The sequence below is a fragment of the Phycisphaeraceae bacterium genome, assembly GCA_020851465.1.
Classification (GTDB): Bacteria; Planctomycetota; Phycisphaerae; order Phycisphaerales; family Phycisphaeraceae; genus JADZCR01.
Genome location: JADZCR010000006.1, coordinates 429,247 through 452,461 on the forward strand (window position 1 = coordinate 429,247; position 23,215 = coordinate 452,461).

General features: G+C 52.7%; 21 protein-coding genes. 12 read left to right on the forward strand and 9 right to left on the reverse strand.

Annotated features, from left to right (window positions below; genetic code table 11):
• The first annotated feature begins 36 nt into the window (after positions 1-36).
• Positions 37-1,017, forward strand: a complete 981-nt coding sequence (locus tag IT444_08335) for a prepilin-type N-terminal cleavage/methylation domain-containing protein (protein MCC7192772.1) — start codon at positions 37-39, stop codon at positions 1,015-1,017.
• A gap of 24 nt (positions 1,018-1,041) precedes the next feature.
• Here IT444_08335 and IT444_08340 read toward each other — a convergent pair whose 3' ends face one another.
• Positions 1,042-2,883 carry a hypothetical protein gene (locus IT444_08340; GenBank protein MCC7192773.1) on the reverse strand — a complete coding sequence of 614 codons (1,842 nt, stop codon included), beginning with the start codon at positions 2,881-2,883 and terminating at the stop codon, positions 1,042-1,044.
• A gap of 216 nt (positions 2,884-3,099) precedes the next feature.
• On the opposite strand from IT444_08340, the gene IT444_08345 reads away from it, so the two are divergent.
• A complete protein-coding gene (locus tag IT444_08345) occupies positions 3,100-4,218 on the forward strand; it encodes a hypothetical protein (GenBank protein ID MCC7192774.1) in 1,119 nt (372 codons plus the stop codon).
• A gap of 56 nt (positions 4,219-4,274) precedes the next feature.
• Here IT444_08345 and eno read toward each other — a convergent pair whose 3' ends face one another.
• The 4 genes from eno to IT444_08365 all read right to left on the reverse strand — a co-directional run bounded on the left by eno (position 4,275) and on the right by IT444_08365 (position 10,653).
• Positions 4,275-5,582, reverse strand: coding sequence for a phosphopyruvate hydratase (gene eno, locus IT444_08350; GenBank protein ID MCC7192775.1), 1,308 nt, complete (start codon positions 5,580-5,582; stop codon positions 4,275-4,277).
• Between the two features lie 98 nt (positions 5,583-5,680).
• Entirely contained in the window at positions 5,681-5,827 is a 147-nt protein-coding gene (locus IT444_08355) for a 50S ribosomal protein L34 (GenBank protein MCC7192776.1), read from the reverse strand.
• Between the two features lie 36 nt (positions 5,828-5,863).
• Positions 5,864-8,572 carry a hypothetical protein gene (locus tag IT444_08360; protein MCC7192777.1) on the reverse strand — a complete coding sequence of 903 codons (2,709 nt, stop codon included), beginning with the start codon at positions 8,570-8,572 and terminating at the stop codon, positions 5,864-5,866.
• A gap of 89 nt (positions 8,573-8,661) precedes the next feature.
• Positions 8,662-10,653, reverse strand: coding sequence for a hypothetical protein (locus tag IT444_08365; protein MCC7192778.1), 1,992 nt, complete (start codon positions 10,651-10,653; stop codon positions 8,662-8,664).
• Between the two features lie 131 nt (positions 10,654-10,784).
• On the opposite strand from IT444_08365, the gene rnc reads away from it, so the two are divergent.
• Positions 10,785-11,546 carry a ribonuclease III gene (gene rnc, locus IT444_08370; protein MCC7192779.1) on the forward strand — a complete coding sequence of 254 codons (762 nt, stop codon included), beginning with the start codon at positions 10,785-10,787 and terminating at the stop codon, positions 11,544-11,546.
• A gap of 11 nt (positions 11,547-11,557) precedes the next feature.
• Here the strand turns inward: rnc and IT444_08375 are convergent, their stop codons facing one another.
• Positions 11,558-11,884 (reverse strand): DUF2934 domain-containing protein, encoded by a 327-nt coding sequence (locus IT444_08375; protein MCC7192780.1) that lies wholly within the window; start codon positions 11,882-11,884, stop codon positions 11,558-11,560.
• 235 nt (positions 11,885-12,119) lie between these two features.
• A complete protein-coding gene (gene bcp / locus IT444_08380) occupies positions 12,120-12,620 on the reverse strand; it encodes a thioredoxin-dependent thiol peroxidase (protein ID MCC7192781.1) in 501 nt (166 codons plus the stop codon).
• 117 nt (positions 12,621-12,737) lie between these two features.
• Between bcp and IT444_08385 the strand changes: the two genes are divergently transcribed.
• The 6 genes from IT444_08385 to IT444_08410 all read left to right on the forward strand — a co-directional run bounded on the left by IT444_08385 (position 12,738) and on the right by IT444_08410 (position 18,982).
• Positions 12,738-13,454 (forward strand): DUF4159 domain-containing protein, encoded by a 717-nt coding sequence (locus IT444_08385; protein MCC7192782.1) that lies wholly within the window; start codon positions 12,738-12,740, stop codon positions 13,452-13,454.
• 116 nt (positions 13,455-13,570) lie between these two features.
• Complete coding sequence (gene gmd, locus IT444_08390; protein ID MCC7192783.1) at positions 13,571-14,620, forward strand: GDP-mannose 4,6-dehydratase; 1,050 nt, start codon at positions 13,571-13,573, stop codon at positions 14,618-14,620.
• Positions 14,621-14,917: 297 nt separating this feature from the next.
• Positions 14,918-15,868, forward strand: a complete 951-nt coding sequence (locus IT444_08395) for a GDP-L-fucose synthase (GenBank protein MCC7192784.1) — start codon at positions 14,918-14,920, stop codon at positions 15,866-15,868.
• 47 nt (positions 15,869-15,915) lie between these two features.
• Positions 15,916-16,923 (forward strand): class 1 fructose-bisphosphatase, encoded by a 1,008-nt coding sequence (gene fbp / locus IT444_08400; GenBank protein ID MCC7192785.1) that lies wholly within the window; start codon positions 15,916-15,918, stop codon positions 16,921-16,923.
• A 44-nt stretch (positions 16,924-16,967) separates the two neighbouring features.
• Entirely contained in the window at positions 16,968-17,897 is a 930-nt protein-coding gene (gene ribF, locus IT444_08405; protein MCC7192786.1) for a riboflavin biosynthesis protein RibF, read from the forward strand.
• Positions 17,898-17,932: 35 nt separating this feature from the next.
• Entirely contained in the window at positions 17,933-18,982 is a 1,050-nt protein-coding gene (locus tag IT444_08410) for a DHH family phosphoesterase (GenBank protein ID MCC7192787.1), read from the forward strand.
• Here IT444_08410 and IT444_08415 read toward each other — a convergent pair.
• Positions 18,942-19,628, reverse strand: coding sequence for a hypothetical protein (locus IT444_08415; protein MCC7192788.1), 687 nt, complete (start codon positions 19,626-19,628; stop codon positions 18,942-18,944). The genes IT444_08410 and IT444_08415 overlap by 41 nt on opposite strands.
• 289 nt (positions 19,629-19,917) lie before the next feature.
• Here IT444_08415 and argB point away from each other — a divergent pair, with 289 nt between their 5' ends.
• From argB to IT444_08430, 3 genes are read left to right on the forward strand one after another with little or no spacing between them, the layout of a single operon-like run.
• A complete protein-coding gene (gene argB, locus IT444_08420) occupies positions 19,918-20,799 on the forward strand; it encodes an acetylglutamate kinase (GenBank protein MCC7192789.1) in 882 nt (293 codons plus the stop codon).
• Positions 20,800-20,837: 38 nt separating this feature from the next.
• Complete coding sequence (gene argF / locus IT444_08425; GenBank protein MCC7192790.1) at positions 20,838-21,761, forward strand: ornithine carbamoyltransferase; 924 nt, start codon at positions 20,838-20,840, stop codon at positions 21,759-21,761.
• A gap of 43 nt (positions 21,762-21,804) precedes the next feature.
• The gene (locus IT444_08430; GenBank protein ID MCC7192791.1) at positions 21,805-22,263 is read left to right on the forward strand and encodes a hypothetical protein; all 459 of its coding nucleotides are present in this window, start codon (positions 21,805-21,807) and stop codon (positions 22,261-22,263) included.
• Between the two features lie 19 nt (positions 22,264-22,282).
• Here the strand turns inward: IT444_08430 and IT444_08435 are convergent, their stop codons facing one another.
• The gene (locus IT444_08435) at positions 22,283-23,173 is read right to left on the reverse strand and encodes a phytanoyl-CoA dioxygenase family protein (GenBank protein MCC7192792.1); all 891 of its coding nucleotides are present in this window, start codon (positions 23,171-23,173) and stop codon (positions 22,283-22,285) included.
• Positions 23,174-23,215 lie beyond the last annotated feature (42 nt).

The window sequence follows — 23,215 nt, forward strand, 5'->3', positions numbered from 1 at the left end:
GTATGGCATAGACCGTATCGACACTGGCCGGTGCATATTCCCGACAGTGCGAGGCGATGGCCTGGCGGGAGACAGCGACAATTCTTTCTCGACAACCGACCGCGAAAGACACACGGCTTCACTCTGGTTGAGGTGCTTGTAGTCATTGCGATCATCGCGTTGCTGGTTGCTCTGCTTTTGCCGACGCTCGCCGCAGCGAAGGAAACGGCGCTATCCGTGAAATGTCAGGCAAATCTCCACCAGATCGGGATCATGGGCGGTGCCTATGGCACCGACTTCAAGCAATATGCCATCAGCCCCACAATGGGACACAATGGCGACCTCAATGCGTGGGGCACCTACTACTGGAACGGCTTTTACAACTTTAACCGCCAACTCATCGTCGGCGGATATGCGCCGCTGACGCTGGAGGATCAAAGTCTCGTTGCGACATTCAATGTGTATGACACGTCTTCGAATATCAACTGGCTATACGACGCGACACGCAACATCACAGGGGTGTTTCGCTGCCCTTCACAACCCATATACAAAGGGCCTTATTACTACAACTACGGCGGAGGCTACGGGGCTAACGGAAACCTCAACTACCCCGGTCGATGGCCGGTCAATGATCTGTACATCTGTGAGCAGCCGGTGTATCGCGGGACGTGGACTCATAATCTAAGCATGTTGCCCTTCAAGGCGACCCTGATTCTCCGACCAAGTCAGACAATGAATGTCGCAGATGTACGCACCGATGCATTGAAACCCAGCGGATGGGCGAACTACCCGCTTCCCGAAGCCTACGAACACCACGATTGGGCCAATGATCCACGGATGAGCGGCACGACTATGGATTTTTCCACGCCATACGATCCTTACTATGCGGATATTTCCGGCTATGGAAAGATGGCGCACCGTCACTTGCGCAGGTACACCAATACGGTCATGTTTGACGGAAGCGGGCGGTCATTCGAGACACGCTCGCTGGACAATATGGTTGTCGGTTCGACAAGTTGTGTCTGGGACAACTACTGATCTGCTGCTGTCACGTCTGCACGGTCAAGGTTTGGCGTCGGGATATAAATCGTCACGGTGGATCAGATACCAGTTCCTCAGAACGTCGATCTGGAACAGTTCCAGTTCATGATCTCCCCAAACCCAGAACGGAGGTGACTCCTCGGGAAGATATCGTGAGGCGATCCGCCACCATCGCTGTGTGTCGAAGTAGTCAACTAAATCGAAAGGAGGGTCCCCACGGGGATTGAGAATGTAGTCAAAGGGTACAGGGCTACGTTTATGGAGCATCGCCAGAAGGAGAGTTGATCGCGGCATGTCAGGGCGACCGAACAGGCCGTCAATCACTTTTGCCACATCTGGCGCCCGATCCTGCATCCACAACCCGACCCGCATGACCTGCATCACTGGACGCACGTCCTCCGCATTAACCTTGTCGAGGACAAGATCGGATGGTGTACCCGAGTTACCGCGTGTTGGTGGTCTTGCGTTCGTCAAGCCCGCGAGGATGGCACCCGACATCTTGGCGCGATCATCAAAGTCGTGCAGAAGTTTGATGACCAGTTCTTCAATTTGTTTCTGTGAAAGGCGTGCTGCTGCGGTAATACAGGCTAGATCACGCAACATGGAATCTTCTGATGAGCAGAAGGGCACAAAATCTTCAGGTGCTGGAGCTTTCTGTTTCCCAAGCCAGGTCAGTCGTATTAGCTCCGGCGCGTCGTGTGGAATGGGTTGCGAGTTTTGGCCGACGGCCTGACCTTCGAGAGAGGCGAGCAGGGAAAGTTGGTCCGCCAGTGGCCGCGATGGTTCATCACCTGGTTGTGTGGCAGGGTCAGGAGGTAACGTGAAATACACCCCCAGCCGATACGAGACGGCGATGGCTATCGGGGCTGCCATCGCACGTTCTGACGCAGGAGCCTGGACAGCCTGTCTGGCTAGATCATTCAGTTTTTCACGAACTCCCGGTCGATCAAGAGAGTTCTGATTTAAGGACAGGATCGCACGCCAAAGCAGGCGTTGATGCAGGAGAGTCATGTTGGCGAGCTTCGCGTTGTCAACGACTTCGAGCAGAGCTGACTGAGCAGTCGGTGTCGGGGAAAGGTGGAGTGAGTATGCAGCGACAGCGCGTACAAGGTCCGGCGAGGTGCTATCTTGCAGTGCTTCGATGGCAATGACGGGGTTGTCGGGGTGATCGAAAGTCCGAGCCCAGATCAAAGCGGCAGCTACCTTGGGGGGTGCGGTTTTCCAGTTCGTCTTGACCTCATCGGTGAGATGAAACAGACCTAGAAATACCCAGCCTTGTCGAGCAATTTCCGTATTGGGGTCTTCCGCCCCCCGGGCCAGGATGGGCTTCCATGGGTCGAGTGTTTTTGCACGGCCAGCCAACTCGGCGGCGGCGACCAGCGCGTTATATCGAACATCATCTTCAGCGTCTTTCTGTAAGCGATCGATCAACGATCGTACACGCTGGTCATCAGCCAAATCTTTGAGATCACCAAGCCGACGCGCAGTCATCACTCGCGCGAGTGTCTGCGGCTCGCGGCTGAGAATGTCGAGCCAGCGAAGCCAAGGCTGATCCGGGACATTACTGCGACGCCATGCCCGGGCGCGATCGAGGGCGTTGATAATCTGTAAAAAATTCTGCTGGTCTTTGACGTTTAACTTTCGGACTGCTCCAGCGATGATGGCGGGATTATGTGGTCCGCGCAGGATGAGATAGTTGAGTGCTGCCTCCCGTTTTTTCAAATCTGGCGAGGTGAGGTAGCTCAGACGGTACCAGCGATTAATGGCAGGCCAGTAAATCGCAGTTACCACGCCACTGAGGACGAGCAGAGTTAATAGGCTGATCAGTAAGGGCCTGATACGCGGGAAAAGACGGCGTGTCATAACGGATGAGGTTATCGGAATGGACGCAGATTGTCAGGGGGTTTTGATTTTCACGATGCCGGTTTGATGAGGAGTTTTCGTAAAATGCGATATGATTGAGGTGCAATAACCGAGGGGAAGTACGATTGAAACATAACTTTCCTCTCGAATCGGGCCGATAAACCCATTACGAATTCCAACCGCGCTGTATTAGCGCGGCTAACTATGGAGCAAGCGATGACGCGCGTTCGAACACAAACACGCTGGCTGGCTGCTGCAATCATGCTTACAAGCACCCTCGCTCTTGCTGGATGTTTTGGAGTCTGGCAGTCCAAGGGTAAGCCATCGTTGGCGAAGACTCGAGAAGAAGTTGAACTCGTCCGGAATGCTGCTTTGGCAAAGGAAAGCACGCAGCCGGTCTGGGACTTGGGGCGTTATGCCTTTGTGCCGGGCGAGGATCGGTTGCTTGTGGTGACAAGGATCACATCCTGGCCGGACGCGAATGATCCGAACTTGCCGAATATCAAGGATCCGTCCTTGCCGCAGCCCGAATACAAGGATCGGAGGATTGAGCGTGTCTGGATCGTCATTCCCAAAGACACACCGATTGGGCACGAGATCAAACTCGATGAACTGGAGGCCAACTTCCTGGTTGGCTATGACGCCGGAGATGTGGGTGATGGTTTCTACGCTCAGCCCAACAAACTGCTCGGCTCAGTCATCATCAAGGAAGACACCGGCGATCACGTAGTTCTTGATATCGATGTCGTGTCAGAGCCGCAGCGCATGTCATCATGGCGCGTCGAACGGATCGGCGAAGTCCCGGTTACTGATACAGGTATTCGTGCGACCAAGGCTGTTAATCTCGACCGTGCCACGATCGTGGGACGAAAGCAACGGGACATCAACTTCAACGAAGCCCCGACAATTTCCGGCCTGGCTCCGACCACTCAGCCTGTAGCGGCGGCAACGGCTAACAATCAGCTTGGAGACCGCTCGGTAGCGGGTAAATGGGAAGCGACAGGACAAGGCTACAAAGTCCGTCTCCAACTTCGCCCGGACAATCGATTCAGTCTTGCGACAGGCAAGGGAGACGGTGCTGACCCGGCATTGATTCAGCAGGGCAGCTACGAAGTCCGTGGTGACTTTCTGATGCTCCGCGGAGATAAATCTCTCGATCAAGGCGGCGGCCAAGGCACCAACATGGAATCAATCCGCGCCAAATGGAACGGTGACAGCCTGGTCTTGTCCGGTCCCGTTGTCCCCAACGTCACGCAGGACCTGACGTTCTCAGCGGGCAACTACTCGGATTTGCCTTCCAACTTTACACAGTCGTCGGCTGGCGAAAACAACTAAAACCGCAAGCACTTCAAGGTTAAGCTCGCTTTGTCCTGTTCAATCGGCAGACAAAGTTAAGCGTGTTTCGACCAGTATTTGCCGCCATAGACCGCCGTATCGCCCAGATGTTCAGCGATGCGGATGAGTTGGTTGTATTTGGCGTTACGGTCGCTGCGGCAGGGGGCCCCTGTCTTGATCTGTCCGCAGTTTGTCGCTACGGCAAGATCCGCAATAGTCGCATCTTCAGTTTCGCCGCTGCGATGGCTGAGGATCGCCGAATAGCCGGCATGCTGAGCCATTGTCACAGCCTCGAATGTTTCACTGAGCGTGCCGATCTGATTCACCTTCACGAGAATCGCATTGGCAGTCTGGGTGTCAATGCCTTTCTTGAGGAACTTCGGGTTGGTTACGAACAGATCGTCCCCGACAAGTTGTACTTTGTTGCCTAACTTCTCGGTCAACGATTTCCAGCCGGTCCAATCATTCTCAGCGAGACCGTCCTCGATGGAACGAATCGGGTATTTGTTACACCACTCGACCCAGTGGCTGACCATCTGGCCACTGGTCATCACATCACCGGGATTACTCTTGAAGAAGCAGTATCCTGTCTTGCCGATCTTTACACCTTCGTTCCAGAGTTCGCTGGTGGCAGGATCGAGTGCGACAAAGATTTGTTCTCCCCACTTGTAGCCAGCCTGGATAACGGCCAGTTCGATGATATTTAGCGCCTCTTCGTTAGTTCTCAGATTAGGAGCAAAACCGCCCTCATCACCAACGGCTGTTGAGAGATGCGCTTTGTGCAATACATCTTTGAGCGCGTGATAAATCTCGACGCCGGCCCGCAGTGCCTCGTGAAAATCGTCAAATCCCCACGGTTGGATCATGAACTCCTGGAAGTCTACGTTGTTATCCGCATGTTTCCCGCCGTTGAGGATGTTCATCATCGGGCAGGGGAGGACTTTGGCGTTCGTACCGCCGAGGTAGCGAAATAGCGGCAAGTTTGATGCCTCAGATGCAGCTTTGGCGACAGCCATGGACACGCCGAGAATCGCATTTGCTCCAAGCTTGCCTTTGTTTTCGCTGCCGTCGAGATCAAGCATGAGTCCGTCAATCTGTTCCTGATCGCGGGAATCCTGTCCGATCAACTCAGGGCCGATATGAGTATTGATGTTTTCGACAGCTCGCAAAACTCCTCTGCCGAGGTATCGCGACTTATCCTTATCACGCAGCTCAATGGCTTCGTGTTCTCCCGTGCTGGCTCCGCTGGGGACCATAGCCCGTCCGCGGACACCGCCGTTTAGTGTGACTTCGACTTCGACCGTGGGATTGCCGCGACTGTCAAGAACCTGCCTGCCGTGAACGGATTCGATCTCAAAGCTCATGGGAATACATCCTTGTGTTTTGCTCGTGTGGATTTGAAGAAAGCCCAGGCATGGTGGTGCCTGGGCTTTGTGTAGGTTGGTTACTGATCAGCCGAGGCTTAGTGCTTACGGACGTTGACTGACCGACCGACGCGGCGCTTGCGGTTGATCATGCGGCGGCCTTTGCTTGTCTTCATGCGGGCGCGGAAGCCAAACTTCCGGCGACGTTTCACTAAACTGCGTCTCTTTTCATAATGCGTAGGCATTGGTAACTCCGATTCCGTCAGTGTTGCGAGATTCGTTTACTTCACCTCGACAACAACCGACTCGTACTTCGCGTTGTTCCGTGCATCCAGAACCCGCACGGTAATTATGTGCTGGCCCGCGGAAAGACCGGAAATGTTAATGGAAAACCTCTCTGATGTCGAATCGAAGATCAAATCACTCGAAAGAACGGGTTGCCACTGCTCGGTAGAATCCACTCCATAGAAAATCGAACGGATATTGGACAGTTTGTCATCGGCTTCGCCGGACAGCTTGACCACGCCTTTATCCACGATGGCTTTGAGATCTTTCAACGACGGCGGGGTATTGTCCACGAGTACGGGGTCGCTATAGCGTGTTGCGGACAACGCCATCCCACCGGGATTATCAGAGGCGTCACTGGCTGTTATGCGAATAATGTAGCGTCCGTCGGGTACACGCCGTGTCTGCCACTCAAACGTCGCAGCGTCGAGATCCTTGGCCAACGGTAACCAGACTTTAGTGCCTGCGGGTTGATACTCAAGAACGTACTTGAGCCGATCGTTGTTGGGGTCGTTGGATTCCCATTCGATGTTCATAGCCGTTTGCGGTTCGGGTTCTGCTGCGACTGCGCCAGGTCGCGCAGCCGCACGGTTTGGCCCCGGCCCGCCTTCTGCCGCCCCGGAAGTTTCGTCCGCATACGCCGCAGTGATTGAATTGATCGCCGGCTTTAGATTCGGCAGCACATACGCCATGGCAATTCGATCCACCACTGGTGTCGCCTGGTCTTTGCCGCTTAGTGTCAACCGGTATTGCAGAAAACGTGCGGGGGGGCTCTCAATCGGAAGGTCAATCGGAGTCAGTGGTGCCGTATGTTCATCATGTTCTATCGTTCCGGATTTAGCCCATGCGGTCCAGGCTGCCTGCTCAGGATCCTGCACGTTACCGCTGCGGGTTTCGACGAGGACTGACGATCCTGCGGGAACGGTGCCGAAAAACTGGAGCTTGCCCCACAGACTGATCTGTGTCGCGTCCATCACGATGCTTGTGTAGGTGCCATCCTTGGCGAAGCCGGAATCAAGCCGAATGATGTGGGCCGGATTTGCTGTACCCAGAATGATGCCGTCTCGTGTTGGAAGCATCGCGGGTATTTGCTGTGGTTCAAGTCTGGCAAGGATCGTGGTCTCGCCCGCTGCCGGATTGACGCGGAAGATCTGGCCTTTATTACCCGTTGCCACCAGCAGTCGTCCTGCGTCGGCGGGATCTTCAATCATGCGTAAGATCATTACCGACTCACGGAATACCTCATTGACAAATCCATCAGGAGTTATGCGATAGATCGCGTTGCCCCCCTTGGACATGGCGGGGCTAGCCGCTCCTGGTTGTGGTTTTCCTCTTGCGATAGGTCCGCCCATGACGTTGGTTGGTCGTCCTTGGTTTGCTCCCATCGGAATCACACCGCTTTTCCTCGCGGCTTCGAGTCGCTTACGGATTACTTCGCGCAATTCATCATGCTGTGCCTTCGTTGGCTCTGTCTCAGGAGAAGAGGCGATAATGGGTTTGTCATCCAACGCAACGGGCGCGTCGTTTACAAGGTTAATGAGATTGGTTGACTTTTGAGTGACCACGTTCGGAGCGGCTGCTGCGATATGACGGCCAGTTTCAATATTGTCCGCTGCACCCAGATCATCACTCTCTTCCAATTGCTCATCTGAATCTTTATTCGATTCGCCGATGGGATTTGCGGGTGGAGGAACCTGTGGAATATCCGCAGGGTTAGGTTGCTTGGCGGGTTGTTTATCCGCTTCGTCGGGTACTTCCGGGCGGCCTTGTGATTCCGATGCTTCGTTCAGGCGGCCAGGCTTTGCCTGCTCGGCGTCTGCTGTGCCTGCATAAACCGTGTCGTCTGCGGTAACAAGCAGTGCTCCGATTTCCGGTTCAGCTGCGTCGTAAACAACAAATACTTCATCGACTCCGCCATCACGATTGAATGTGACACGGTAAATCAGGCCGTCAGTGTCGCTGCCGGCATAAATGCGGCCTTTCTTGTCACGGGCCAGACAGAGAAGATTGGCCTGCGTGGCATCAAGGAGCACCTCAATCGCAGGATTTGCTGGTTGCGGTATTGGTTCTGTCGCAGCTTGAGTCTGAGCTTCCTCATCTTTGGGTTGAGACGCAGGATGGGTCGCAAGAGCAGCTTGAACTGGATGTTTGGCGAGATCTTCCGCCTTGTTGAGATCAACACGAAGGAGTTTCCCCTCTATGCCGGTAGCCAGATAGATAAAGTGCCCGTCAACGATCATGTCCCAGACATATCGAACATCTCCGAGATCTATGAGTGTGGTCAGTTTGTCGCCGTCGAGTATCGCCAGGCGACTGGTTGTTCCGCTTACAGCAGCAATGATCCGCCCTTTGGAATCATGGTCGAGCGCAAAGACCTGCTCATTGGGAAGGCTGACGATGGTTTCAATTTTGTCTCCTCGCTTACGGAGGAGTTTGGCCTCCGGCCCCGCAGCAATAATCAGGTCATCTTTATTGCCGGGTTCAAGGTCATAAATAATGCCCGCCTGTTCGGGGATCTGAGCGATAGTGGTTATCGCATTGGCGAGCTTAATGTCGCCGAGATTAGTCACCACGACGCGCTCGCTCTTGCCGGGTTCAAAATCTGCTTCGGAGTTATGCACCCAGCGGCCGGGCTGAATGGCGACCGCTGCGGCGCATAGTGCGAGTACGAGGCTGAGTGGAATACAGGTATTACGACAAGTCATACATGGTCCTTGGGGTCGATATTTTGGGGTCGGACTCAAGAAATACGAGACACCGGCACAAGGCGTCGGGAGGTTCATTCCTGCGCCGTCTAATCCTGTAATGGATTCCTGCGAACGCTGATCGTGAATTCCATGCTGCCTACGGTTACGAGATTCATAGGGATGATTCGATCCGTCGATTCTCCGTAGGCTGTCGCCTGGGAACTGGTCGGGGTACTGATCATGGCTTTTCGGCTTAAGGGCAGATGAGGCATCTCCTGACGACCAACGGCAAGTCCTTGCTGCTGAATCTGAAGTACGAGAAAAAGCGCGTTGCTCGGTACAGCCATGACACGCTGCAGATTGGTGTAAATCTCATCGACATTCGTAGTTTCATTCAAATGCGGTCGGTTTGAGGACCACAGGGAAGAGTACGAGGAAGCATCACAAACATAGAGCTGGTAATCACCATCGGATAAATTCTCAGGAATGGTGATCTCTGCACGTTTTTCAAACGACTTCTTGCCGTAGGGATCGATACGTACCGTCATGCCGAGCTTCTGTCCAGGCTTTAAGATCGTACGGTCAAGGCGGACGTTTGCGATTGAGCCAATGTTGAAATTGGGTTTAATCTCAATGTTGATGTCCGCTGATTCCAGCATGACGGATTCATGTTCGTTATCAACCATCGTCGAGATAGGTGGAAGGAATTCCATCATCAGACTCTCCGGTCGAGGGTCAGGAATGATGGAGTGAAATGTGAGTTTACGGTTACCAGCGAAGGTCATATTTGTCGTGACATATGCAGTGCTCTCGATCGGAGGATTCTGCAGCGCAGTCATACTCTCGACCGCGAGCATCGAAGTGATCGTGGCAATGAGTCCCTTGTGATGTACAACTCGATAGTTGTATTCCGCGGGCTTCTGCCTGGGCATCTGGACTCTAACTCGAACCGGAGAGGTATCAAATTTAGCTTCAGGTATGCCAGCAACTGCGCTGGCTTCATCACGGGTGATCGTCCCGCGAATCACACCGCTGCCACCTATTTTGAAACTGCTGCCCAGGCTTGGAACAATCAGGTGGATGTAGCCGCTCGCCATCGGAACGGCTGAGGATCCTTGGCCGAACATGGCGTGACCAAACGCAAGCACGCGGCCGTCCGGCAGCACATCGGTCACCGTGCCGACACCGCTCAAATCCAGATCTCCGTATGCGAGAGGAATCGCCAGAACCCCACCCGGTTTGAGAGGTATTGCTTTAACATCAACATCAGGCGGCCCCGAACCCACAACAACCCCGATCGGCGTTTCAAACGGTGCGATACCCATGGGAGCCAGCATGGGAGCAATCAAAGATGCGAACTTGGGTGTATGTACCCCCATTGTCAACATAAGCGGCTTCAATTCTCCGTGTGCAGACTCGTTGACGGGAGCAGTTACGCGGGGGGATGTATCAAACGTCGCAGGGTTGTCCTTCAATAGGTGTCGCTGCATTTTGCCCAGTAACTGAGCACGCCAAGTCACACTGGGAGAAAGATTGTCCTGTGATACCGTCTTGAGCAGAGTCTGGAGCGAAGCCTCAGGTAACGAGAAATCAGTGGCAGTGACCTGATCCGGGTGCTTTGCATCTTCTAATGCGCGGTCTCCTACCCCTCGCATGTACTGGATCGGCTGTACGCCGACAAGACAGTCCTTTGTGGCCTGAAACCCAAAGGCAAATGCTCCGATCAATTTTCCGCCCTTCCCCAATTCATGAGGCTCACCTTCGTCCCACAGATAGATTGGCGAGCCACTCATGCCCTGTACCGGCCCGGTTTTCTGCATCCGTGGATCGGGACATCGGATCCAGATCATGCCGTGTCGTGCAGGGCCGGGATAGGAAACGCCAGATTCAGGTACCACGCTGACGACTTCAACCTCGAAGGGTTCGATTTTGTCGCCGTGAAACACCGTCAGTCCATAGCCTTTCATGCCGATTTTGACTTCATTCAGTTTGAGCGTCGGGGTGGGTTGAGCATCGGCTGCCAATGCAGTTGCAGTGGTGAGAAAGATCGCGGTAATGAGTGTGAACAACCCTGCGGCACGAGATGGGCAATGGTTCATGGGTGAAGCGTAATCACGCTGCGCAGCATTGACAAGGGATCAAGTGATTCGGATACTTTTTCCTGAGCGGATTCAATCGCGTGAAGTCGCTGGACGTTCGGATAGGGCCGTAGATAGCGACGAAAGATCGTATGTTTGAAAAAGCCGCCTGTGCTCTGAATTATCAGTTCAAGAATGAGAAGCTTCTCTGCGAGGCACTGACTCACGCCAGCAGTGCTGATCATCGCCTTTCCAGTAATGAGCGGATGGAGTTTCTGGGCGACGCGATTCTTGGTTTTGTTGTATGTGAATATCTCTTTCGCAACTATCCGGAACTGCTGGAAGGAGAGATGACCAAGATTAAAAGCGCGGTTGTCAGCCGCAAAATCTGTGCGCAGATCAGCTCTGACCTGGATCTGGTATCGATGCTCACGCTTGGCAAAGGTATGAGCGGCAAGTCAGGCTTACCTTCGAGTATCACTGCTGCGGTACTTGAAGCCATCATTGCTGCAATGTATCTCGATGGTGGTATCGAGCCTGTTCGTACATTCATTCTCAAACATTTGATCCCGCATATTGATGAGGCGGCACGATCCGCCCACCAGCACAATTTCAAAAGCGTGCTTCAGCATTATGCCCAGAAGCGCATGCCTTCACATCCGATGTACGTGATGCTCGACGAAAAAGGACCTGACCACTCAAAATGTTTTGAGGTATGTGTAGAGATCGATGGCCGACGGTTCAGTTCGACGTGGGCCAACTCCAAAAAGGAAGCCGAGCAACAGGCGGCACTTATCGCGCTGACGGAGTTGGGTATTGCAATCAAAGACGATCGCGGTCGAGTATTGATCCGTGTCAACGCCACCGACAATGGGGCGTCATCAGGACTGAATTCGGACGTCGTTGAAGGTTGAACAGCACAAGCTCAACGGCCAAGCAGTTCACGTTCCGCTTGTCGCCAGTTTTCCAGATCCTTACCTTGCGGTTTACCACGCGCAACCCAAATCTCATAAGCACGCTTTGCGATCTGTTCTTGAGAGGGCGTATCAGGCCGTGGGCTGGTGGCAGGTTTTGCCGTCTGGGTAGCGATCGATGGCGTTCGAGAACCGCTATCGGATCGGTTGGCTGCCAGAGTTCCCGTTGGTCTCACTGATGCGGCTTCAACAGATGAGTTGGGCACTTTTGTTCCCAGATCTTTGGTGTTACCTGGGGAACCTTTACCGCTTTTTGCCGAAGTTTTACGCTTTGCCATCCGAGAATCCTTTCTCACATCTATTCTGAAACACGAATCGTATTTCTCCCCGGTGAATCACAAGTTTAACTCAGACTTTCTTTCAACACCTCCCCAATCATAGGTACGTTAAAGAAGAACGACGAGTTCGGATTTTCATTTCGAGGAATAGGACGTCTTTAACGAAGTTCTCGAGAGTGGTGCCAATCCTCGTTGAGACGACTAGTTGATTTCAAATCAAACTCAGCAATTGAGGTTAAGATTTTTGTAATTCTCTGAGTTTGTCAAGTACTTCCTGGTCGTGCTGAGCCGTTTTCACTTTTTCCCAGCGGTGCGCAATTTTTCCCTGCGGATCAATCAGGTACGTGGTACGTGAAACGCCCATGTATTTGCGGCCATACATGCTCTTTTCTTGCCATACACCGTAGGCGTTGCTCGTTAATTTTTCTGTGTCGGCCAGAAGCGAAAAGGGAAGACTGAACTTTGTGGCAAACTTGTGGTGCGACTTCTGATCATCGGGGCTTACGCCGAGTACTTCGGCACCGAGCTTTTTTATTGTCGCGATCGCATCACGAAATTTACACGCTTCCACCGTGCAACCTGAGGTGTTGTCCTTGGGGTAGAAATAAAGCACGAGCCAGCACCCCCGGTAATCTTTCAGCCGATGTGTTCGGTTGTCTTGATCTTTGAGTTCAAAAGCAGGGGCTGGTAATCCAACCTCAACATAGTTTGTTTGCGACGATGTTTTTTTGGCCATGCCATTACTCCCAAAACATCATTGTAGGAAATATCATCGTCTCAATCCGCGGCGTGAGATACGGAGCGACTGTCTTTGGCTATCATCATTCACTGAAAGCTCGTTGGAGAAAATCTCGTGTCCATCAAACTCATCGCATCTGTCCTCGCGGTCTTCATGCTGACAACAGCAGGAATGTTATCAATCACTCGTGCAGAGGTCGCTTCCAGATCCAACAAGACGGAAGATAAAGACAAACGTGAAATCGAAGTTGGAATGCTGTCCTATGGCAATGGTCATGGAAGTAAATGTTTTGCAGCAGGCTTTCTAGATGATGTCGCACGCAAGACGGAATTAAAAGTCAAACGTGAATTTAAAAACGTTGCCCTCGACAGCAAGGAACTGTTTTCCTACCCCTTTGTGGTCATGTCCGGCGAAGGTGACTTCAAGCTTTCTGATAAAGAGGTGGAACACCTCCGTGCATATATCAAAAAGGGGGGCTTCATCCTCGCTTCCAGTGGATGCTCCAGCGGCGAATGGGCATCAGCTTTCGAAGCAGCAATGAAACAGGTAATGCCGAAGGATTACGACAAGAAGTTGAAGGCATTGACATTGGATCACGCGGTGTTTCATACTCTGTTTGATATTGACAATCTTCAGACCCGCCAGGCGACTGATGAAAAAGTCGTCATTTACGGCATCGAGATAGAAGGTCGCTTGGCGATGATCTATTCGCCTTTCGGCCTAAACGACACAGTGAACGCGGGGGGTAACTGCTGCTGCTGTGGAGGTAATGAGATTCAAAATGCACGATATATCAATGCGGACATTCTGGCCTACGTTCTGACTCGTTGAAGTCGGCGTAGGAGATCGATCTTCAACGGCTCAACGTCCGGTATCCTTGAGCCGACATATTAAGAAGCGACTTGGTGGGTCGCTGCTTCCCATGGTTGAACGGAGCCGCACGGTCCATGAATCCACGACGCGCACTTATCACAGGTATTACAGGACAAGACGGCTCCTATCTTGCAGAACTTCTGCTAGGTAAAGGTTATGAGGTACATGGACTGATCAGACGATCCAGCTCTTTCAATACGGATCGTATCGATCACCTGTACCGAGACCCGCACGAGAGCGGGGCGCGGCTGCACTTGCACTATGCGGACCTCAGTGACGCAAACGGTTTATCAAAGCTTGTTCGGCAAACCAAGCCCACTGAGGTTTACAACCTCGGTGCGCAAAGTCACGTACGGGTGAGCTTTGATCAACCCATTTTCACCGGAGAGGCCACCGGGCTGGGTGCGATTCGCCTCCTGGAAGCGGTACGTGATTATCAGGAGAGCAGTGGTTATCAGATCAGGTATTACCAGGCGTCAAGCAGCGAGCTTTATGGGAAAGTTGTAGAAACACCTCAGCGGGAAACGACGCCTTTCTATCCGCGGTCTCCCTATGGCGTGGCTAAACTCTATGCTCACTGGATCACCGTGAACTACCGCGAAAGCTACGATCTACATGCTTCATGCGGGATCCTTTTCAACCACGAAAGTCCGCGTCGCGGCGAGACGTTTGTAACGCGAAAAATCACCCGTGCCGTAGGCCGCATCAAGTGCGGACTCCAGAAGAAGCTTTATCTGGGAAACCTCGATGCCAAGCGTGACTGGGGCTTCGCAGGTGATTATGTCGAAGCGATGTGGCTGATGCTTCAGCAGGACAAACCGGATGACTTTGTCATCGCCACGGGAGAGACATACGCGGTTCGAGAATTCTGTGAAAAAGCATTTGCTCGTGTCGGACTGGATCATGCGGACTTTGTCGAGATCGATAAGCGATATTTCCGCCCAGCAGAAGTTGATCTGCTGCTGGGGGATGCCAGCAAGGCCAGGAAGATTCTGGGCTGGAATCCGAAGGTGAGTTTCGATGAACTGGTCGGCATGATGGTGGATGCTGATCTCGATCTGGCAGAACGCGAGCGAACCTTGATCCGTGCGGGGCACTCAGTATCAACCCCCGCGGAAAACTGACTTGACTCGTATAGCTGTGATGCGTGTGTCACTTCAACGATATCAATAACGTTGTATAAGTTATGAGTCGCATGGAGGCGTGAGCGGCTGGCACGTCTGCTCTTGTAGTGTTGGAGAATGTCAGACGAAACGCCGATAAGCAACGTACGGTCAGGGACTGCATTCTTGGTCGCGGCTTATCACGTTCCATAAAACTTGATTGTGAGTGATAACCTTCACCGGATACCTTTTGATGCAATCGTTCTGAGTCAGACCATTTGACCGTTAGAATCACTCGAAGCAAAAGTGGAGATGGAGTTGATGGACTGGTCTAAAGAGCGAGTGTGCGTCACTGGCGGCGCTGGCTTTCTGGGGCGTCAGGTTGTTGAGAAGTTGCGTCAAAGAGGGGTTCGGCCAGAGCAAATCTTTGTTCCTCGCCGTAAAGATTTTGATCTAACCCGTGAGGCGGATGTCGTCCGACTATATGCACAAGCTAAGCCATCCGTCATGCTTCATCTAGCTGCTGAAGTCGGCGGAATCGGTGCGAATCGGGATCATCCGGGGCGATTCTTTTTTGCAAACATGGCGATGGGGATTCACCTCATCGAGCACGGCCGGCGGCACGGTCTCAAACAGTTTGTGCAAACCGGAACCGTTTGTGCATATCCCAAGTTTGCTCCGGTACCCTTTAACGAGTCCGATCTGTGGAACGGTTATCCGGAAGAAACCAATGCTCCTTACGGTATTGCCAAGAAAGCGCTGTTTGTCATGCTTGATGGATACAAACGCGAGTACGGAATGAACAGTTCCGTTGTCGTGCCTGTAAACCTCTACGGGCCGTATGACAATTTTGATCCACACACTTCGCATGTAATTCCTGCGCTCATCCGAAAATGCGAGGAAGCCCGCATCAGACGGGATGACAAAATCGTTTGTTGGGGTACGGGATCAGCATCCCGTGAGTTTCTCTATGTCACGGATGCGGCGGAGGGCATCATCCGCGCTGCTGAACGAATGACTGTTCCCGATCCCATTAATCTTGGCACGGGACGTGAGATCACCATCAAAGATCTGGTAACACTGATCGCTCAACTCTGCGGGTTTGAAGGTCGCATCGAATGGGATACCAGTAAGCCGGACGGTCAACCGAGACGCTGCCTCGATACGACTAAGGCAAAGAGTCTGCTCGGTTGGCAGGCAGAAGTTTTGTTTGAAGAGGGGCTCAGGCAGACTATTAACTGGTGGCGTGAACATGTTGCCTCACAATAAACGGCAACTCAAATCGCGGATTTGACGGAGTCAGAGAGCTAAGAATTATGCCAATTATCAAAAATGGCGGCATCGTTACGATGCAGCAACACATCATTGAGGCGCAAATATCCCATCCGACGGCGACGGGGGAGTTCAGTTGGCTGCTCAGTGCCATCACGCTTTCGACGAAAATTATTTCCGCCAGTGTCCGTCGCGCTGGACTCGTGGACGTTCTCGGCGAAGCCAACGGCGGAGGCAAGGAAAATGTTCAGGGTGAGGTCCAGCAGAAACTTGACGTCATCGCAAACGATTCACTCAAACGGACACTTGGTTACCGCGGAAATGTCGGCGTCATCGCCAGCGAAGAAGACAATGAACCGAAGGTCGTGCAGGAACTCGGACGCGGCGGCAAATATATCGTGATGTTTGATCCGCTCGACGGATCATCGAATATCGATGCGAATGTTCCAGTCGGCACCATATTTACCGTCTTTGAACGAATAAAAGGAGAAAATCACGTTAGCCAGAGTGTACTTCAGCCAGGCACCCGGCAGCTCGCGGCAGGTTATGTCGTTTATGGGTCCAGCACGGTAGGGGTGTACACCACTGGTCATGGGGTGCATATGTTTACACTCGATCCATCCATCGGTGCTTATGTCTTGACTAGAGAAAACATCAAAATGCCTGCTTATGCCAACCAATACAGTTGTAATGAGGCATACCGCGCCACTTTCCCGGATGGTTATCAGAAATATTTAGACTGGGCGAAGCACGCTGACGGCGGCACATGCAGCTTGCGCTACATCGGATCACTTGTTGCGGATTTTCATCGCATTCTTCTCAAAGGCGGAGTCTTCCTTTATCCCCCGACGAAAAAGAACCCGGAGGGGAAATTGCGGTTAATGTACGAAGCTAACCCACTCGCCTTCATTGCGGAACAGGCAGGGGGGACAGCGACCGATGGCAAAGGACGAATTCTGGACGTGAAACCTGACAGTCTGCACCAGCGTACGCCACTTATCATTGGTGGGAAAAAGAATGTCGAACAGGTCATGAAGTTCGTCAATGCATAATCATGGCTGAACGAACGGTCATCACCATCGGTAACTTTGACGGCATGCACGTCGGTCACCGACGAATCGTGTCGCGAGCGGCTGAAATCGCGCAAGAGGTCGGGGCCAAGGTCGTGGCGATGACTTTTTACCCGTCTCCCGCATCAGTACTCAGGCCGGGATTCGAGCCGCTTCGTCTCATGGATCGTGACCAACGGTTGGCAGCACTTCGTGCTGCTGGCGTAAACGAAGTTGTTGTTCTGGCACCCACCCCCGAAGTACTGACCTTAACTGCGGAACAGTTTGTTGCCCAGGTTGTCGAACGATATCGTCCCGTGGCGTGGGTGGAAGGTGCCGATTTTCGCTTTGGACATAACCGCGCGGGTGACGTCCGCCTTCTCCAACAGCTCAGCAGTAAGTTGGGCTTTTCAACCTATTTGCTGGATAAGATTCAAGTTTCACTTTCTGATCAGCTCGTTGCTCCGGTCAGCAGTACCCTGATCCGTTGGCTACTTGCACAAGGCCGTGTGGCAGATGCGACACGCTGCCTCGGTCAACCATTCTCAATATCAGGAAATGTTATCGTTGGAAACAAACAAGGCAGGATCATTGGAATTCCAACAGCGAATCTCGATCCTGCGCCCATGCTTGGGCGTGCGTTACCTGCGGATGGTGTTTATGCCGGCCGTGTCAGACTGAAATCAGGAGCAGAATTTACAGCAGCCATAAGTATTGGGGTCAAACCGACCTTTGGTCAACACCATCGCTTAATCGAAGCGCATTTGCTTGGATTTCAGGATGATCTTTACGGTCAAACGATTGAGGTTGTATTTGACCAATGGGTTCGAGACCAGCAGCCGTTTCCCAGTATCGACGCACTTAAGCGTCAGATCATGCGGGATATCGCTCGTATTTCTCTATGGCGTGATCGAACGAGAGGGACTAACCTTCCGTGCGATGCGGGGATAAACAAGGTTTCGAGTCCAGTATTGTGATCTAACGACTTGAAGAACCGTACCAGGTATTACACATGAGCGATTATGTTTCCAATCTTAGCCGTGAAGCGGCGGGAGCTCTGCTGGTAGGCAGCAAGCGTGTAGTGGTCACGACTCACGCCAAACCCGACGGCGATGCCTATGGTGCGGTTATTGCGCTTACCAATGCCTTGCGCCGTACTGGCGCGGAGACTTACGCATGTTTTATGCCGCCGGTACACTCGAGTTTTCGCTCACTCGCGGGGTTCGACCAAGCAATCGTTATTGAAGAGGTAACCCAGTGGCCTCAAGCCGATCTCTACGTCATCGTGGACACCGGAGCTTGGTCGCAACTCCTTCCAGCACGAGACTTCCTCACGAAAAGACTTGATCGCACGCTTATTCTCGACCACCATCTGACAGGTGGCGTGGAAGCCGCACATCGTTACATCGACAGCCACGCTGCATCTTCATGTGAGATCATCGCTGAACTGATCGAATCGATCGCAAATCAGACAGAAATCTCAATCGATACTCTGCTTGATCCCATCGTTTGCGAGGCCTTGTTTGTTGGTATCGCTTCAGATACAGGATGGTTTCGATATTCCAATACTCGCCCTCAGACACATGAACTGGCAGCACAGCTTCTGCGGCGAGGAGTTGATCATGCTGCACTTTTTCAGAAACTTGAACAGACGGAACGGCCGGAAAAACTGCAATTGCTCATCCGTGCGGTATCCAGTCTACGGTTGATTTCACGTGATCGAGCTGCGGTGATGGTGCTGCACAGCAATGATTTTGCAGAAACGGGATCACTCATCGAAGAGACTGAGCGTTTCGTTGATATACCACAGATGGTTGAATCAGTTCAGGTTGTTGTGCTGATTACTGAACCACCGGTAGAAAAAGACATGCCTCCAGGACCCGTGCGACTGAGCTTTCGTAGTAAGCCGGGACCGAACGCAATAGATGTGACCCAAATCGCAGGCCAGTTCGGAGGCGGAGGACACGCCAGAGCGGCTGGAGCGAAAATCGATGCTCCGCTCGAAACTGTCATTACACGTGTTACGGCTGCGCTTCAGGATGTGTTGTCGAAATGTCGTTAGCCGCACCTTGATTCACTTCCGTTGCGGTTGTTGTCGATACATGGGCTGGCTGGAGTTCCCACGGCAGAGTTTGAGTTGCGCGCAATGGCATGAGAACTAAATCCCGACTGAATTCCAGTGGGAGTAAATAGAGAATTTCGATATCAGCTTTGTTAAGCGTCTTCGAGTGTGCCCCATCAAGTGCTGCGGTGAGTTGCGTGTCAGTATCCGCTGTTGTGTCAAGGGTGCGTGCATTTACTTCCGATACGCCGTCGCTGAAATAGGTGGGATGGGTGCGCAACCCTGAAGCGTTCGGAGTAACAGTTATCCGCGGCCAATCAGAGCGGTCAAGGACGTTGGAGGACGCGACCGTAACCCCATTAGCAGACGAGTTGATTGACTGTACAGTTGATTGATCCGCGACGTGCATCTCCGATGATGATTCGGAAGATGTATCTGCAGCCACAGGCAGTGTCGAAATGGGTGCGGAGGTTTCCCGATACGGCTGGCTTTCCGTTGAGGTCGCATCACCTCGCGGGTCAGCAGGATTGGGGCCACCGATAGACCTTTCCGGCTGCATCACTGGTTCACGTGGTCCGTTCTCAAGTTCTTTGTAATTTTGTTCTCCGTCCTGGCCAGCACAGCCGAACCAGAACGCCATGGTCATGCCAAGTGTGATCCAAACGATTTTGCGCCGCATCGCTATATCTCCGTGGATGAGTTCCACCAGCAGGCAACTACAACAGACTATATCACGAGCGAGAGTCGCTGGGTAAATCTTCTTGTCAGTATGGAGTACTGCCTTACTCGTACCAGTCGTTTTGCATGGCGCATTGCGCGTAGCTAAACTCGCCGATTCCCCCGGATCCATTCAGTTCACTCGAATAGCTCAGAATGGGAGCTTGCGGCGTGTGTTCTGGATGGGGATACCGTTTTACGGAGCAATACCGACAACCATGCAAGATGCGATTACCAAAGCAGCCGCACTGGTCGAAGCGCACGAATACATTCGACGGTTCGAAGGCAAAGTTGTTGTTGTAAAAGTCGGCGGCTCCATCATGGACGAGCCAGCAACGCTTAACAGCCTCATCATGGACATTTGCTTCATGGATGCGGTGGGATTACGGCCGGTAATCGTCCATGGCGGGGGCAAGAGCATCACGGACGCAATGAAGAAGGCGGGACTGGAAGCGCAATTTGTTCAAGGTCGGCGTTACACGGATGAACGCACGCTGGCGATCGTCGAACACGTATTGGTCAACGAAGTGAATAAGTCAATTGTTGATGAAATCAACCGTCTTGAGCATAAGGGTATGGGACTGCACACGCTTGGCAGCGCGGTTGTTTTTGGCAGACGGATGTTTCTCGAGGTCCCCGGAGAAGGCGGGGGGCGCAAAGTAGATATCGGATACGTTGGTGAGGTCGAGTCGATCAATGCTCGATTAATCCTGGCACTCCTCGAAGCTGATTACATCCCCGTGATTGCTCCGGTGGGTCGAGATTCAGCCGGGGGGCGGCTGAATATCAATGCAGACAGCGTAGCGGGACACGTCGCAGCGGCGCTTAAGGCGGAGAAGCTGATCCTCGTTTCCGATACTCACGGCATTCGTACGTCTGATGATGCCAAAAGCCTGGCAAGTACCTTGACCAGAAAACAGATTGACGAATTGACCGATAAAGGGGTGATCACCGCCGGAATGCTTCCCAAAGTGGAAGCATGCATAACGGCAATCGAAGCCGGTGTTCCCAAGACACACATCATCGACGGCCGTATCCCGCATTCGTTGATGCTTGAGATTTATACGAATACGGGTATTGGGACAGAAATCGTCCTTTAGCACCGGCATGGATGGATCCACGTAGTCAAGCTGTTGCCATGAAACACTTCATTTCCATTACTGATGCGACTGATGCTGAATTACAGCATATTTTTGATGTAGCCTTTCGATTGCGCGCCGAACGCGAGCAGGGTAAACCTAACGATGCGATCTTGGGCAGCAAGACACTAGCGATGATCTTTGAGAAGCCCAGTCTTCGGACACGGGTCAGCTTTGAGCAGGCAATGCTCGAACTTGGCGGACATGCAATTGTTCTGTCTAACTCTGAAGTCGGCATTGGAAAGCGTGAATCTGCCGCCGATGTAGCGAGAGTTCTCAGCGGCATGGTGCAGGGGATCATGGCCAGAGTTTTTGAGCATCAAAAGCTGCTCGACTTCGCACAATTCAGCACGGTGCCGGTCATTAATGCGTTGTCCGATTTCTCGCACCCCTGCCAGGTTTTGGCGGATGCGATGACAGTCATGGATGAGTTTGGCAGAGATGTCACGGGACGAACCGTCGCTTACATCGGTGACGGCAACAATGTTGCACGCAGCCTCGCAACGATCTGCGGCAAGCTGGGTATGAACTTTATCATCGCCAGTCCTCCCGGTTATGAACTCCAGGGAGAGGAAGCCGATCGAATCATGTCACAGTCTCCCGATATGAACTTTGTAATGACTCGGGATCCCATGGAAGCGGTCCGCAGTGCGGATGTTATTTACACCGACACATGGGTTTCGATGGGCCAGGAAGCGGAAGCTGCGCAACGGAAAAAAGTATTCGGCGAGTATCAGGTCAATCGTCAGTTGCTTGCCGGAGCTCCTAAGCATGCGATTGTGCTGCATTGCCTTCCCGCGTATCGAAATGTCGAGATTACAGACGATGTGCTGGACGGGCCTCAGAGCAGAGTTTTCCCGGAAGCGCACAACAGGCTTCACGCTCAGAAGGCGTTGCTTGCGGTACTGATCGGAAACGTCTGAATCGGCAAGTTAAGTGTCAGACATGCCCTGCTATGATTAACTAATGGCTGTACCAGGGGAATCCGAACATCTCCTTCTGATCGTCACCGGCACTTGTCTGCAAGCTGAACATCTTGACCGACCACTGGCGTACCAGTTACGCAGTCAGATATACGCCAAGCTGAAAAAGTACGGCATGAAGTTGAACACGAGGGCTTGGCCGGTCGTGTGTTCCGACATTCATTACATGAATAATGAAGCGTTACATATGCGTCCAACGGTGAGTATCGGAGGGACAAACGTCAACGCGCTTTCCATTTATTACCGCGACAAACTTACTGTCGCAGAGGAACGAAAAGACAGTTTCTGTATCCTGCTCGATTCAGAATTTACCGATCTGCGCGTTTGTCTCCTGGCGGAGGATCATCGTCACGCCTCTGTCATGTTGAAACTCTTCTGTCAGAAGTATCTGGATGTCTATCTGCGCGCTGTGGTGACACAAGTCGAACCACAGGACGAATGACCATTCACGGTGTGGCGAGCTAGACACCCCATTTCGCCCTCGCTTCCGTCATCGGTACGGGCTTGACCGTATGCTCCGACTCGCTGAGGTGTGCCTTGGGGTTTGGGCCAATCCAGCGATCGTCAACTGGATCGCCTGCAAGTTGGTATCGCGTGTCGCAGGAGATGCGGTAACGATTGGTTGTGTTCGCAAGGGAGCCGTGCAACATATACATCCCGAATATCAGCGCGTCCCCCGCCTTGAATTCTGTCGTCGCCCAGCGGCCGCCGTATTTTTCCACGATTTCAATGGGATCATTGCTGAACCAACCAAGGACATTATCGCGGTCCACATCCATCTTGCCGTAAGTCTGTTTGATTTTCTCAAACCGATGTGATCCCAGACAGAGACAGAGTGGTCCCGTTGCGATATCTATATCCCCCAGTGGCGTCCAGGTTGTGTAAAGTCGCTGTGTCCCACGACCCATGTAAACGATGTCGTAATGAGCTCCGGTAGTTCCGCCAGTGGGGACAAAACGGAGCCATTTGTAGTCGTAAGTCATAGCCTTGCCGTCAAGGAAGCGATCGAAAAAACGCATAACTCGAGGGGACTCGACCAGAGCGCGGAACGTCGGGTTACCCGTGAAATTATGACGCATGGCACCGGCTTTGGGGTGCGGATGAATAACCGCGTCCATCAACGGTGCGGAGGGGTCGAGATCATTGGAACCGGCAGCCATTTCGAGCAAAGCTCGCCGCGCATTAAGAACCATGGCGGGATCGTGAAATTCACGAATGAGCAGGTATCCATCTTCTTCCACCCTCGCCCGCAATGCTGCCGGATCATTCAGAATGTCGTTGCTCGCACGCAGATCATCTGTGATGTACTTGCCGGGCAGATCGATTTCTCGAGTTCCCATTTTTACAAGCATGGCGTAGTTCCTTGTCTATGCTTTTACGTGCCCCAGAAGCGG